The sequence below is a fragment of the Sphingomonas sp. genome, assembly GCF_965248875.1.
GTDB lineage: Bacteria > Pseudomonadota > Alphaproteobacteria > Sphingomonadales > Sphingomonadaceae > Sphingomonas.
In genome coordinates, this window is the sequence record NZ_CBDFKR010000011.1 from 1,292,372 (window position 1) to 1,306,488 (window position 14,117).

Annotated in this window: 12 protein-coding genes; 4 read left to right on the forward strand and 8 right to left on the reverse strand. The window is 68.4% G+C overall.

The features are described from left to right. Nucleotides 1-24 precede the first annotated feature (24 nt). Both ACP2AD_RS13535 and queF read right to left on the reverse strand, forming a co-directional pair. Nucleotides 25-2,295, reverse strand: a complete 2,271-nt coding sequence (locus tag ACP2AD_RS13535; RefSeq protein ID WP_425230569.1) for a glycosyltransferase — start codon at nt 2,293-2,295, stop codon at nt 25-27. Between the two features lie 127 nt (nt 2,296-2,422). Continuing rightward, nucleotides 2,423-2,881, reverse strand: a complete 459-nt coding sequence (gene queF, locus ACP2AD_RS13540) for a preQ(1) synthase (RefSeq protein WP_425230570.1) — start codon at nt 2,879-2,881, stop codon at nt 2,423-2,425. Between the two features lie 45 nt (nt 2,882-2,926). On the opposite strand from queF, the gene ACP2AD_RS13545 reads away from it, so the two are divergent. The 4 genes from ACP2AD_RS13545 (at nt 2,927) to ACP2AD_RS13560 (ending at nt 7,683) form a co-directional block, all read left to right on the forward strand. Beyond that, nucleotides 2,927-4,474: a cryptochrome/photolyase family protein gene (locus ACP2AD_RS13545; RefSeq protein ID WP_425230571.1), complete on the forward strand. Its 1,548-nt coding sequence runs from the start codon at nt 2,927-2,929 to the stop codon at nt 4,472-4,474. Between the two features lie 8 nt (nt 4,475-4,482). After that, nucleotides 4,483-5,322 carry a sulfurtransferase gene (locus ACP2AD_RS13550; RefSeq protein WP_425230572.1) on the forward strand — a complete coding sequence of 280 codons (840 nt, stop codon included), beginning with the start codon at nt 4,483-4,485 and terminating at the stop codon, nt 5,320-5,322. 171 nt (nt 5,323-5,493) lie between these two features. Next, entirely contained in the window at nt 5,494-6,687 is a 1,194-nt protein-coding gene (gene metC / locus ACP2AD_RS13555; protein WP_425230573.1) for a cystathionine beta-lyase, read from the forward strand. Nucleotides 6,688-6,897: 210 nt separating this feature from the next. Next, nucleotides 6,898-7,683, forward strand: coding sequence for a TorF family putative porin (locus ACP2AD_RS13560; protein WP_425231176.1), 786 nt, complete (start codon nt 6,898-6,900; stop codon nt 7,681-7,683). A gap of 63 nt (nt 7,684-7,746) precedes the next feature. Here ACP2AD_RS13560 and ACP2AD_RS13565 read toward each other — a convergent pair whose 3' ends face one another. The 6 genes from ACP2AD_RS13565 to ACP2AD_RS13590 all read right to left on the reverse strand — a co-directional run bounded on the left by ACP2AD_RS13565 (nt 7,747) and on the right by ACP2AD_RS13590 (nt 14,110). Beyond that, on the reverse strand, nt 7,747-8,193 hold the full coding sequence (locus ACP2AD_RS13565; RefSeq protein WP_425230574.1) for a DUF3035 domain-containing protein: 447 nt from the start codon (nt 8,191-8,193) through the stop codon (nt 7,747-7,749). Further along, the gene (lspA, locus tag ACP2AD_RS13570; RefSeq protein WP_425230575.1) at nt 8,186-8,743 is read right to left on the reverse strand and encodes a signal peptidase II; all 558 of its coding nucleotides are present in this window, start codon (nt 8,741-8,743) and stop codon (nt 8,186-8,188) included. The genes ACP2AD_RS13565 and lspA overlap by 8 nt, the downstream gene beginning before the upstream one ends. Next, complete coding sequence (gene ileS / locus ACP2AD_RS13575; RefSeq protein WP_425230576.1) at nt 8,740-11,769, reverse strand: isoleucine--tRNA ligase; 3,030 nt, start codon at nt 11,767-11,769, stop codon at nt 8,740-8,742. Before ileS ends, lspA begins: the two co-directional genes overlap by 4 nt. A gap of 244 nt (nt 11,770-12,013) precedes the next feature. Further along, complete coding sequence (locus tag ACP2AD_RS13580) at nt 12,014-12,952, reverse strand: bifunctional riboflavin kinase/FAD synthetase (protein WP_425230577.1); 939 nt, start codon at nt 12,950-12,952, stop codon at nt 12,014-12,016. 175 nt (nt 12,953-13,127) lie between these two features. Further along, nucleotides 13,128-13,595 (reverse strand): dihydrofolate reductase, encoded by a 468-nt coding sequence (locus tag ACP2AD_RS13585; RefSeq protein WP_425230578.1) that lies wholly within the window; start codon nt 13,593-13,595, stop codon nt 13,128-13,130. After that, entirely contained in the window at nt 13,592-14,110 is a 519-nt protein-coding gene (locus ACP2AD_RS13590) for a hemerythrin domain-containing protein (RefSeq protein WP_425230579.1), read from the reverse strand. The genes ACP2AD_RS13585 and ACP2AD_RS13590 overlap by 4 nt, the downstream gene beginning before the upstream one ends. Between the last annotated feature and the right edge of the window lie 7 nt (nt 14,111-14,117).

The window sequence follows — 14,117 nt, forward strand, 5'->3', positions numbered from 1 at the left end:
ATCAATGGCCGGACGCGAGCGAGGCTACGCGGCGGCGCGGTCCGGTTCTGGCACGCCAGCCTGCGCCTGGCCAAGCCCGGAAATGACGCAGGACGCCAGTTGCAGTGCCAAAATCGACTCCGCACCCTGGTTCCGGTTCAATCCGGTCGGCATCAGCCCATCGAAACAGCCGCCATCGTCGGGCGAGACGAGCGGCAGGTCCAGATCGTTGGCGCCCAGAAACCATCCATAGGCCCGCTCGGCCTCCGCCACCCACCGCGCGTCGCCGGTCGCCCGGTACGCTTCGACACAGGCATCCACCGTCGCCTGCGCCTCCAGCGGCTGCTGATCGAACTGGATCGGCTCGGCATAGGGCCGGTGGAAACTCTCGGTCCCGACCGCACGGAAGCGGCCCGCGGGCGAGGTCTGCTTGCCGACGATCCAGCTGAGCGTCGCCAACCCGCACTCGATCAGGTCCGGCCGCCGCAGCGCGCGCCCGGCGGCGATCAGCGCCTGCGGCAGCCGGGCATTGTCATAGGCGAGCACGATCTCGAACCACTGCCATTCCGGCCGCCGCGCTTCGGCGAGCAGCGCCAGATGCGTGTCGGGGAAACGGCGCAGGATGGAGAGCGACAGCTCATGCCCCGGCCGCGCCTCCAGCATCGCCGCGGCGCCCAGCATCGCGAACGCCTGCGCCCGCAGCGAGCCCAGCTCCAGCGCCAGGCTGGCGGTCTCGTCGAACAGCACCGTCGCCCAGTCACGGTGCTTCGCGTCACGCGCGTCACGAGCGGTCACGCCCAGCGCCCACAACGCGCGGCCGTTCGAGTCCTCCGACCCCACATCCTCGCACCAGGTCCGGTCGAAACGCATGAAATTACGGTAGCGCCGCGCCTCCGGGTTCCAGGCATATTGCACGAACGACGCATAGATCGTCGTCCATCTGTCGCGCTCGACCGGATCGAGATCGGGGATCGCGCTCATCAACATCAGCGCGCGAGCATTGTCGTCGATGCAATAGCCGTGGCGGCGGTCGGGCACCGAATAGATCGAATGCTGGAGCATGCCGGTGGCATCGCTCATCCGCACCACCGCCGAAAGATCGGGGGCGAGCGGCGACGGCACCCGCATCTTGCTGCCGAGCCGCAGCGGCCGCGCCGCGATGCTGTCGACGGTAGCGGCCAGCATCGCCTCGGCCAGCCGCGGCCAGATCATCGTCCGCCCGCGCGCGTAAGCGCTCGCCGACAGCGCCCGCCGCGCGGCGTCATCACCCAGCAGCCGATCGATCTCGCGCGCGAAGCCCGCCACATCGTCGAACGGCACCAGCACGCCGTGCCCGTCGGCGAGGATCTCGGTCGCGTGGACATAGGGCGTCGACACCACCGGCCGGCCGACCCCAACGGCATAGGACAGCGTCCCGCTCGTGATCTGCTGCGGGTTCTTGTACGGCGTGCAATAGATGTCCGCGGCCTGCAGATAGTCGAGCAGCCGGTCATAGACCACGAACTCGTCGACAAACTGGACGTGATCGCCGACCCCCAGCGCCGCCGCCTGCGCCTTCAGGCGATCGCGATACGCCTCGCCCTCATGCGCCACCAGATTGGGGTGGGTGGCGCCCAGGACGACATAGAGCAGGTTCGGGTGGTTGGCGACCACCGCCGGCAGTCCTTCGATCACCGTCTCGATGCCCTTGCCCGGCGACAGCAGGCCAAAAGTCAGGACGACGTCGCGCCCTTCCCAGCCGAAGCGCGGCTTCAGCTGGTCGGGATCGGCCAGCGCGCGGTCGGGGACGCCGTGCGGGATCATCACGATCTGCTTCGGGCTGGCGCCGTACACCCGCGTCAGGATCTCACGCGCCCGCTCCGCCATCACCACGACGCGCGCAGCGCGGCGCAGCAGCCCTTCCATGACCCGGCGCTGATCGGCATTGGGCTGTTCCAGGACGGTGTGCAGCGTCACCACCAGCGGCAGCGTCGTGCGATCGAGCAGCGCCAGGATATGCTCGCCGGCAGGTCCGCCGAAAATGCCATATTCATGCTGGAGCCAGATCGCTTCCGCCCCGCTCGCCTCGATCCGGCGTGCGGTGTCGATATAGGCGGCTAGCTCCTGCTCCGGGATCGTCGCCGTCACCGCAGAGGGGTAGGCGTAGCGGCCCGGATAATCGTCCATCGCATAGACGTCGACCGCCACCTCGGGAACGCGTTCGCGCATCGCCTCATAGACGTCGGTCGTGAAGGTCGCGATCCCGCACTGGCGCGGCAGGAAGTTGCCGATCAGCGCCAACTTCTTGATCTCAGACAGCTTCTTTCCCGTCGCCATGCGTTCGCGCCTCGTTGGTGCTCACCTTGCTCCCGGATGAACCTTCAAGGGTTAAGATGGTTGCATTGATGCTGCATTGCAACATGCTTTCTGCCGCACGTGCGAAGCAGCCTGGCGCAGGGGCGCGTCAGCCCCTGCCGCGATACGGCGCCACGCCCTGATCGGGCAGCCATAGATCGGCCGGCGGTGGCCCCGACTGCCAGAAGACGTCGATCGGGATGCCGCCGCGCGGATACCAGTAGCCACCGATCCGCAGCCATTGCGGCTGCATCTCGGCGGAAAGCCGCTCGCCGATGCCGACCGTGCAATCCTCGTGAAAGGCGGCATGATTGCGGAAGCTGCTCAGGAACAGCTTGAGTGACTTCGACTCGACGATCGTCGCGCCCGGCACATAATCGATCACCAGATGCGCGAAATCGGGCTGGCCGGTGACCGGACATAGCGACGTGAACTCCGGCACCGCGAAGCGCACCAGATAGGTCCGGCCCGGGCGGGGGTTGGCCACGTAATCGAGCACCGCCGCGTCCGGTGATGCAGGTAAACGGCTCGGTTGACCGAGATGGAGGAGCTGGTTGGAGTCCGTCATGCCCGGCCTATCTAGCGCCTGCAGCACGGAATAAAAAGCGAACGCATGACCGTCCTCGTCCCTATCCTCGGCGACCAGCTCTCCCTCTCGATCAGCGCGCTCGACGGCGCGGACCCCGCGGCGACGATCGTCCTGTTGATGGAGGCCGCCGACGAGACGACCTATGTCCGCCACCACCAGGCGAAGCTTGCCTACATCCTGTCGGCGATGCGCCACCATGCGGACGCGCTGCGCGCGGCGGGGTGGCGGGTCGACCATGTCCGTCTCGACGATCACGGCAACAGCGGCAGCTTCACCGGCGAGATCGCCCGCGCCGTCCAGCGCCATTCCCCCACGCGCATCGTCGTCACCGAAGCCGGCGAGTGGCGCGTCGCCGCGATGCTCGACCAATGGCAGACGCTGTTCGGTCTCCCCGTCGACATCCGGCCCGACACCCGCTTTCTCGCCAGCCATGCCGACTTCGCCGAATGGGCCGAACGACAGCCGGGCCGCCTCGTCATGGAGGGCTTCTACCGCGAGATGCGGGTCCGCTACGGCCTGCTGATGGCGGGCGCGAAGCCGGTCGGCGACCGGTGGAACTTCGACAAGGAGAATCGCAAGCCCGCCCAGGCCGACCTGCTGATGCCGCGGCCGCTCGCCTTTGCCCCCGATGCGATCACGCGCGAGGTGATCGACCTTGTCGCCGCACGCTTCTCCGGCAACCCGGGCTCGCTCGACGGGTTCGACTGGGCCGTCACCGCCGCCGATGCGCAAGCGCAGGCGGCGTATTTCTTTGCCCACGCGCTGCCGCAGTTCGGCGCATACGAGGATGCGATGCTGACCGGCGAGCGCCACCTGTGGCATTCGATCCTGTCGCCCTACATCAATTCGGGGCTGCTCGATCCGCTCGATCTCTGCCGCCGCGCCGAGGCCGAATACCGCGCCGGCCGCGCCCCGCTCAACTCGGTCGAAGGCTATGTCCGCCAGATTCTGGGCTGGCGCGAATATATGCGCGGCATCTACTGGCGCGAGGGCCCGAACTACGTGGCCCGCAACTTTCTCGGCCACACCCGCAACCTGCCCGGCTGGTACTGGACGGGCGTCACCGACCTGTTCTGCCTGCGCGAGAGCATCGGCCAGACGCTCGCGACCGCGCACGCGCACCATATCCAGCGGCTGATGGTGACGGGCAGCTTCGCCCTCCTGATCGGCGCCGACCCGGCGCAGGTCCATCGCTGGTATCTTGAGGTGTATCTCGACGCTTATGAGTGGGTCGAGCTGCCAAACACGCTGGGCATGAGCCAGTTCGGCGACGGCGGCCTGCTCGGCACCAAGCCCTATGTCTCGTCGGCCGCCTATATCGACCGCATGTCCGACTATTGCGGGCATTGCCGCTATGACCCCAAGCAGCGGCTCGGCCCCGATGCCTGCCCTTTCAACGCCCTCTACTGGGACTTTCACGCCCGTCACGAGGACAAGCTGCGCAGCAACCCGCGGCTGCGCGGACCATATCGAACCTGGGATCGCTTCGCGCCTGAACATCAGGTGCTGATCCGGGCGCAGGCGGCGGCCTTTCTGGCGTCTCTCGACGACGGTGGTCCCGACGGATATTGAACGCGGTCATGGACGATCTGGTCTCGACCGACTGGCTGGCGGCGCAACCGCACGCCGCCGACCTCCGCGTCGTCGACGCCACCTATGTCGACGCCGCCACGGGCCGCGATCCGGCCGCTGAATATGCGGCGGCGCATATTCCCGGCGCGGTGTTCCTCGATCTCGGCGAGCTGCGCAACATCGCCGATCCGCGGCCGATGATGATGCCGTCTCGGATGAAGTTCGCAGGGCGGATGCAGGCGCTCGGGATCGGCGACCGCGATCGCATCGTCCTCTACGACGATTCGCCGTGGCGGACTTCGGCGCGGGCGTGGTTCATGCTCCGCCAGTTCGGCGCGCGCTCGGTCGCGCTGCTCGACGGCGGGCTCGCCAAATGGAAGGCGGAGGGGCGTCTGCTTGTCGGCGGCGACGAACGGCCGCGCCGCGCGAAGTTCGACGGGCGGACCGAGCCGGAGGACGTGCGCACGCTCGACGAGGTCCAGCAGGCGTTGCGCCTCGCCGACGCGCAGCTGCTCGACGCCCGTTCCGCCGCGCGCTTCACCGGCGACGAGCCCGATCCCCGTCCCGGCGTCGCACCCGGGCACATGCCGGGCGCGAAGAACCTGCCGTCCGGCGACCTCTTCAACCCTGACGGCACGTGGAAGACCGGCGACGCGCTGGCGCAGGCGTTCGCCGCGGCGGGGGTCGACCTCAACCGGCGCATCATCACCACCTGCGGCTCGGGCATCACCGCCGCGGTGCTGTCGTTCGGGCTGCACCTGCTCGGGCGCGATTCGGCGCTGTACGACGGCAGCTGGTCCGAATGGGGCGCGAGCCCGGCCACCGCCAAGGCAATGGGCGAGGTGTAACGGCCAAAAGAAATGCTGTCCTACTTCGCGCCGGTTGGTCATTAGGCAAATCATGCCGTGCCCGCTCGACGCCCCCGCCGATGCTCCTCCGCATTGCGAAGAGCCGGCGACTCCGAAAACAGGCGCGTCTTGCCACAACTTTGACAACTTCCGCGGTAGCGCGACTCAGCCGTGAGCGGCGGCGAGGAACGGCCGGGTCCGGCCACACAGGTCGTCACGGCCGGTCGCCGCCCGGAATGGACGCAGGGGATCGTCAACCCGCCGGTCTGGCGCGCGTCGACCATCCTCTACGACAATGTCGCCGACCTGCGCGCGCGGGTGAAAGACACGCACCACAACCTCTTCTACGGCCGCCGCGGCCTGCCGACGCAATGGGCGCTCGCCGATGCACTGACCGAACTGGAGCCAGGGGCGGCGGCAACCTTCCTCTACCCGTCCGGCGTCGCCGCGATCGCCGCCGCGCTGGTGGCTGTGCTGTCGCCCGGCGACGAGCTGCTCTGCGTCGACACCGCCTACGACCCGACCCGCAACCTCGCCGACGGGCTGCTGGCGCGGCTGGGGATCACGACGCGCTACTACGATCCGCTGGTCGGCGCCGGCATCGCCGCGCTGATCGGCGAGCAGACCCGCGCTATCCTGCTCGAAAGCCCCGGCTCGCTCAGCTTCGAGGTCCAAGACGTCCCCGCAATCACCGCGGCGGCGCGCGCGCGCGGGGTCGTGACGCTGCTCGACAACACTTGGGCGACGCCGCTGCTGTTTCCGGCGCTGGCGCACGGCATCGACCTGTCGATCCTCGCCTGCACCAAATATGTCGTCGGCCATTCGGACGCGATGCTCGGCAGCGTAACCGCCACGCCCGCGCTATGGCCGCGGCTGCGCGACACATCGTTCCAGCTCGGCCAGGTCGCCTCCCCGGACGACAGCTGGCTCGGCAGCCGCGGTCTGCGCACGATGGCGGTGCGCCTGGCACAGCATGGCCGCGCCGCACTGGCGATCGCGCACTGGCTCGCCGCACGGCCGGAGGTCGCGGACGTGCTCCACCCCGCACTGCCGTCGTGCCCCGGCCACGCGCAGTTCGTCCGCGACTTCAGGGGCGCCAGCGGGCTGTTCGCCTTCGTGTTCGCGGGCGGCAGCGACGCGCAACGCGTCGCGTTCATCGATGCGCTCAAGCTATTCGGTATCGGCTACAGCTGGGGCGGGTTCGAAAGTCTGGCGATCCCGGTGGATCCCGAACGCCACCGCACCGTCACCCATCGCGACCGCGCCGGGCCGATGGTCCGGCTGCAGATCGGGCTGGAGGATGCCGACGACCTCATCGCCGACCTCGACCGCGCCTTCGTCGCCTGGCATGCCGCCGGACCATGATGCTGCGCTGCGGCATTTTAGCAACAACCGGTCGCAAAGCGTTTCGCCGCCGCACAGAAGTTACTTGTGCCGCCTCCCCCGCCCTGACATGCAACGTCACCGTCATATGACGCTGCCCAGCTTCGACAGAGGCGGCGCTTGACGAGCAGGCGGGGACATCGACCTCCACGCCACGTAAAGGGTAATTCGATGCGCTTCACCCCAATCCCGATCCGTGCGCTGGCCGCCGGCCTGCTGCTCGCGCCGTTCGCCGTCGTCGCCACCCCCGCCGCCGCGCAGGAGACCGCGCCGCCATCCACGTTCACCGTCACCGGCGGCGCGACGATCGTATCCGACTATCGCTTCCGCGGCATTTCCCAGACCAATCGCAAGGTCGCCGTGCAGGCGACGGCCACCGTGACCCATCGATCGGGCGTCTATGCGTCGTTCTGGGGCTCAACGATCGACGACTATATTGCCAACGGCAGCGACCAGGAGCTCGACCTGATCGCCGGCTATTCGCACACCTTCCACAACGGGGTGAAGCTCGACGGCGGCGTGCTCTATTATTACTATCCGGGCGGCGGCCATGCCAACACCGACTTCGTCGAGCCCTATGTCGACATCTCGGCGACATACGGTCCGGTGACGGGCAAGCTGACCGCCAACTATGCACCAAAGGCGCGCGCGCTCAGCACCGGCGTGCGGCCGACCGAGGACAATCTCTATCTCGCCGGTGACCTGTCCGCGGGCATCCCGCACACGCCGCTCAGCGTCAGCGGCCATCTGGGTCACACCTTCGGCCCCAGCTATCTGTCGATCGGCGACGGCTATACCGACTGGAACCTGGGCGCATCGGCCACCTTCAACCACATCACCGTCGGCGTCAGCTATGTCGATACCGACAAGGACTCCTACATCCCGGTGAGCGCGGGTGGCATCTACAATCCGGCCGGTACGCGACAGCGCAACATCAGCTCGTCGGGCGTCGTCGCCTCGGTGGGCGTGAGTTTTTAGGGAGCGGGCGCCCCCGGACGGCGCAGGCTGTCCGGGCGATACCGCCGCCGGCGGCGGGGCTGCCTACGGATGGCGAGCAGTCGTCGTTGTCGTCGTAGCGGCCGCCCCCGCAGCGGCACGCGCATCCTGGCCGTCGCCCTCGGGCGCGGCGACGATGTCGCGCGTGGTCGAGCCACGGTCGGTCACCGTCGTGCCGGGATCGACGCTGGTCCGGATGCCGGCCTCCGCCGTCTGCCCGCCCGCCGCGCCGACCACATTGCTCTCCACCGCACTGCGCGCCGCCGTCCCGCCGAACAGCGCGTCCAGCGCCTGCTGCGACGGGTTGTTGTCGCCCGCCCGTGCTGCGCCCGGCTGCGGCGGCACCAGCGAATAATCGGGCGGAATCACCAGCGGCGCCTGCCGCGCGACGGTGAACTCGTCCGGTCCGCTGCGCCCCAACGCCCGCCCGCCGCATCCGGACAGCATCGCCACACACATCGCGCCCGGGACGAGCAGAATTATCTTACGCATTGATACTCTCCATCGGGGCGCGCTTCTCACGCCCGAGCAGGGCGCGCACGAGCAGCACGAGCACGCCTATCGTAATCGCCGCATCCGCGACATTGAAGACCAAAAACGGACGCCAGTCCCCGAAATGAAGATCGGCGAAGTCGATCACGCAGCCCGGATAATGCACCCGGTCCCCCGTCACCTTGCCCAGCACGCCCTCCGGGAGCAGCCGATCGGCGATGTTGCCCAGCGCGCCACCGAACACGCAGCCCAGCGCCAGCCGATCCACCGGGTTCTTCTCCCGCCACAGCCAGAACAGCACCGCGCCCGCGATTGCGCTGGTCACCAGCGTCACGCCCCAGCGCACCGCCTGGCTGCCGGTATGCGCCTGCAGCAGCCCCAGCGAGATGCCGCAGTTCGCCACGAAGGTCAGGCGGAAGAAGGACGTGATCTCGCGCGTCGCGCTCAGGTAATCGAGGTCGAGCCCGACCGTGATCCAGTATTTCAGCGCCTGATCGACCGCGAAGATCAGCGCAGCGATGAGCAGCGCGTTGCGCGGAAAGCGGCTCATGCCGTTACCGTCGCACAGCGGTCGCACAAACCGCCATCCTCGACCTCGGGCAGATGCCGCCAGCAGCGCCCGCACTTGTCGTACTCCGTCCGCATCACCCCCAGCTCGCCCTCCTCGACCCGCGCGACGATGAACGCCTCGGCCAGATCGCCCGCGGTCATTGGCATCGCGGGCACGTGCACCTCGGCTTCCAGCGACGAGCGCACCGTCTTCTCGCGCCGCAGCGGCTCGATCGCCTCCGTCACCTGCGCCCGGAGCGCCAGCACGTCGCGCCACTTGGCGGCGAGCGCCGGGTCGGGGTCGGTCACCGGCAGCTCGGGCCATTCGAGCAGATGCACCGACTCATCCTCGCTCGGGAACCGTTCCTGCCACACCTCTTCGGCGGTGAAGACCAGGATCGGCGCTGCCCAGCGCACCAGCGCATGGAACAGCGTGTCGAGCACGCTCCGGTACGCCCGCCGCTTCGGGTCAGCCGGCGCATCGCAGTAGAGCGAGTCCTTGCGCACGTCGAAGAAGAAGGCCGACAGCTCGTCCTGTGCGAAGTCGGCGAGCAGCCGGAGGTAGCGGGTGAAATCGAACCCGCCGACCGCCTCGCGCAGTTCGGCGTCGAGCATCGCCAGCCGATGCAGGATATACCTCTCCAGCTCCGGCATCGCGTCCGGTGCGACCCGCTCACCCTCCTCGAACCCGTCGAGCGCACCGAGCAGATAGCGGAAGGTATTGCGGAGCTTGCGATAGGTGTCGCTCGCCGTCGCGATCGCCTTCGGGCCGATCTTCAGGTCGTCGAAGTAATCGGCCTGCGCCACCCACAGCCGGACGATGTCGGCGCCGCTCTCGTCGACGATCCTCATCGGGTCGACGACGTTGCCGACCGATTTCGACATCTTGCGGCCCTTCTCGTCGAGCACGAAGCCGTGGGTCAGCACCGCCTTGTACGGCGCCTCGCCGCGCGTCCCGCAGCTCTCCAGCAGCGACGACTGGAACCACCCGCGATGCTGGTCCGACCCTTCGCAATACAGGTCCGCACGCACGCCCGCGCCGTACCGCGCCTCGATCGTGAAGACGTGCGTCGAGCCGCTGTCGAACCACACGTCGAGGATGTCGCGCTGCGGCTGCCAATCGGCAAGGTCGTACCCCGGCCCGAGCAGCGCGGCGTGGTCGGCGGTGAACCAGGCGTCCGCTCCGCCCTCGCGGAATGCGGCCAGGATGCGCGCATTGACGGCTGGGTCGCGCAGATACTCGCCCGACTGCCGGTGGACATAAAGCGCGATCGGCACCCCCCACGCGCGCTGGCGGCTCAGGACCCAATCCGGCCGCCCCTCCAACATCGCACGGATGCGGTTCTCCGCCCGAGCTGGCACCCACCGCGTCGCGGCGATCGCGTCGAGCGCGGTGGAGCGGAGGGTGGAAGTCTCCTCTCCCTCCGGGAGAGGGGCAAGCGGCGCAGCCGCGCGGGGTGAGGGTGAGCGCGACGCACTCTCGTCACCCTCGCCCCCCGCCTGCTGCGCAGGCTCCCCCCTCTCCCGGAGGGAGAGGGGTTTATCCATCGCCACGAACCATTGCGGCGTCGCCCGCTGGATCACCTTGGCCTTCGACCGCCACGAATGCGGATAGCTGTGCCGGTAATCGTCCGAAGCCGCCAGCAACGCCCCCGCCGCGCGCAGATCCGCGCAGATCGGTCCCTCGGCAGACACGAACTTCTTGTTGATGACCGACCCCTGCCCGCCCAGCCACGCCCAGTCCGCCCGGTACATCCCGGCGCCGTCCACCGCGAACACCGGGTCGATGCCGTACTGCTTGCACAGCAGGAAGTCGTCCTCGCCATGATCCGGCGCCATATGGACCAGCCCCGTGCCCGCATCGGTCGTGACGAAGTCGCCCGGCAGCAGCGGGCGGGGCTTGGCGAAGAAGCCGCCGAGTTGGTGCATCGGGTGGCGGGCGACGGCGCCGGCGAGGTCGGCGCCTTTGATCGACGCATCTCGTTCTGAGTATGGATCTATGTACTCTTGCAAAGAAGGTGCACCGACTTCGCCGAAGTCGAGCGCCTTGACTACCTTATTAAGACGATCAGCGAAGGAAGTTGCCAAGTCTTTTGCCACGAGAAACTTAGAAATACGGTTAGTGTGAAATGGCAATTTGGCTGCCGCCAGCACATCATTGACGCGCTTGTCGCCTTTCGTGCCTACGCCGATCGTATCAGCAGTGACGGAGAGTAGAACGTACTCAACCTCCGGCCCATAGGCGAGCGCCTGGTTCACCGGGATCGTCCACGGCGTCGTCGTCCAGATCACCGCGTGCGCGCCGACCAGTTCCGGCGCGTTCGGCGCCTCGACGATCTCGAACGCCACGTCGATCTGCGTCGATACGACGTCCTCATATTCGACCTCGGCCTCGGCCAGCGCGGTCTGCTCGACCGGCGACCACATCACCGGCTTGGCGCCGCGGTAGAGTTGCCCCGTCTCGGCGAACTTCAGCAGCTCCCCCGCGATCGCCGCCTCGGCGTCATAGCTCATCGTGACATACGGGTCGGCCCAGTCGCCGATCACGCCCAGCCGCTGGAACTGCGCGCGCTGCACGTCGATCCAGCTCTGCGCATAGGCCCGGCACTCGGCGCGGAACTGCGCCACCGGGACATCGTCCTTCGACAGCTTCTTCGCGCGATACTGCTCCTCGACCTTCCACTCGATCGGCAGGCCGTGACAATCCCACCCCGGAATGAACGGCGCGTCCTTGCCCAGCAGCGACTGGCTGCGCACGATGAAGTCCTTCAGGACCTTCATCATCGCATGGCCCATGTGGATGTTGCCGTTCGCATAGGGCGGGCCGTCGTGCAGGATGAACCGCTCGCGTCCGGCGCGCTCACGGCGGAGGCGATCGTACAACCCGATCGCCTGCCACCGCGCGAGGATGCCCGGCTCCTTGGCGGCCAGCCCCGCCTTCATCGGAAAATCGGTCTTCGGCAGGAAGACGGTGTCGCGGTAGTCGCGCTGAGCGTCGCGCGCAGGCTGTGCAGAGGCATCGGTCATCGGTGCGCGCGGCCTTAGCCGCAGGTGTCGGCCGACACAAACCGCTGTCCTACAAGGGGCATTGGCGCTACCTGGGCCGCGCTCTTTGACACCACTGGACCACCGCATCGCGCAGCGAGGCAAGCAGCGCAATTCGCTTAAACTTCCGCCCGCCACGGCCCGCACGATCGCGACGCGCGAGCCTCTACTTAGCCTCTACTTCCACGCGCCGGCCGCCCGCCGCATAAAGCGTTCGACCCTCTACTTAGCCTCTACTTCCGACCGTCATCACCGCCCGCGCCCGCGCGCAGTCGCGCTCCATCTGCGCCGTCAGCGCCGCCAGACTGTCGAACTTCGCCTCCGGACGCAGATAGTCAACCAGCTCAACCTCGATCCGCTGCCCGTACAGGTCCTCGGCAAAGTCGAAGAAATACGGCTCCAACAGCTCCTTGGGCGGATCGAAGGTCGGCCGCACCCCCAGATTGGCCGCGCCGTCCAGCACGCGGCCATCGGGCAATCGCCCCCGCACCGCATAGATGCCATAGGCCGGGCGCAGATACGGCCCCAACTCCAGGTTCGCTGTGGGATAGCCGATCGTCCGCCCCACCTTGTCGCCATGCTGTACCACCCCCTCGATCGCGAACGGCCGCGTCAGCAGCCGCGCCGCACCGAGCGGGTCGCCCGCCTGTAGCATCGCCCTGATCCGCGACGACGACACCGGCTCGCCGTCGCGCGCCACCGGCCCGACTGTCTCCGCCCTGAAGCCCTGTGCGTGGCCAAGCGTCGCCAGCACCGCGGTGTTGCCGCCCTTGGCCCGCCCGAAAGTGAAGTCCTCGCCCGTCACCACGCCCGCGACACCGAGCCCGTGGACCAGCCGCTCCGCCACAAACTGCTCGGCGGTCAGCGCCGCCAGCGTCGCGTCGAAGCGAAACACCACCATCGCATCCGCCCCCCCCGCCGCGAACAGCCGCTCGCGCTGGTCGAGCGTCGTGAGCCGGAACGGCGGCGCATCGGGACGAAAGTAGCGTACCGGATGCGGGTCGAACGTCGCCACCAGCGCCGGCCGTCCCTCGGCCCGCGCCCGCTCGACGGCGCGGCCAACAACGGCCTGATGCCCCAGGTGGAATCCATCGAAATTGCCCAGCGCGACCACGCCGCCGCGCAGGTCGGCCGGAGCCAGAGCATCGCCGTCCAGCCGCTGCATGGCGGCCGCTATACGGAGCCCGTTCGAGCGGCGCTACCCGCTCCTCCCCGGGACGGGGAGGGGGACCACTCGCAAAGCGAGTGGTGGCGGGGGCGGCCCGCGAGGGCTGTGCTGGAGGAGCGCCCCCTCCGTCAGCCGGCAAACCGGCTGCCACCTCCCCGCAAGCGGGGAGGAGCTAAGCTCGCGCAAGCGTTACGAAGGAATATCCTGGCCGCTCCCCCTCGGCGGCATGATCCTCCCGCGCCACCTCACGCCAGCCCGCAAACGGCGGCACGACGACGTTGCCCTCCGGCGCGGCATGGACCTCGGTCAGCTCGACCCGGTCCGCGAGCGGCACGAACAGCGCGAACACCGCCGCCCCCCCGATCACGCTGACGTCATCCCCCGCCAGCGCCAGCGCCGCCGCGACCGAATGCGCCACCTCCGCCCCCGCGGCGCGCCACGCCGGGTCGCGGGTCAGCACGATATGGCGCCGCCCCGCCAACGGCGCCGGGAAGCTTTCGAAGGTCTTGCGCCCCATCACCATCGGCTTGCCCAGCGTCAGCGCCTTGAAGCGCTTCAGGTCAGCGGGGATGTGCCACGGCAGCCCGCCGTTGCGGCCGATAACCCCATTCGCGGCGCGCGCCAGCACCAGGGTAATCAACGCGGTTTGTGTTCCTTCACCCACTGCTTCGGATCCTTGTCGACCGGCTCGACCCCCATCAGGTGCTGCGCCTCGAACGCGGCAAAGCGGATGCCGAGCGCGTGGCGCTCCTCGACCGAGGCATGCTTGCGGAAGTCGGTCAGCCCCTGCCGCTCCTCCTCCGCCATGTGGTCGCCGTTCGCCTTGTTGGCCTTGCCCACCGCCGCGAACCAGGCGTCCGACCCGACCGCCTCCTTCTCGACGGCCGTCGCCGCGTCGCGGATCTCGTTATGATCCTCGATCGCGTCCTCGGTCTCCTCCGCCGCCGACGGCGCGTCGTTGCCGCCGGTGCCGACCTGCATCAGCCGCGGGTAGAAGAACCGCTCCTCGGCCTCCGCATGCGCGTCGAGCAGCGCGCGCAGCCGCCCCCAGATCGCCGTCAGCGCGGGGGTGTCGGACGGGTCGATCTCGTCGATCAGTGCGAACAGCTGCCGCTGCTGCGCGTGTTCGTCGAGGATGAGGTGGGTGATGTCCATGCGATCT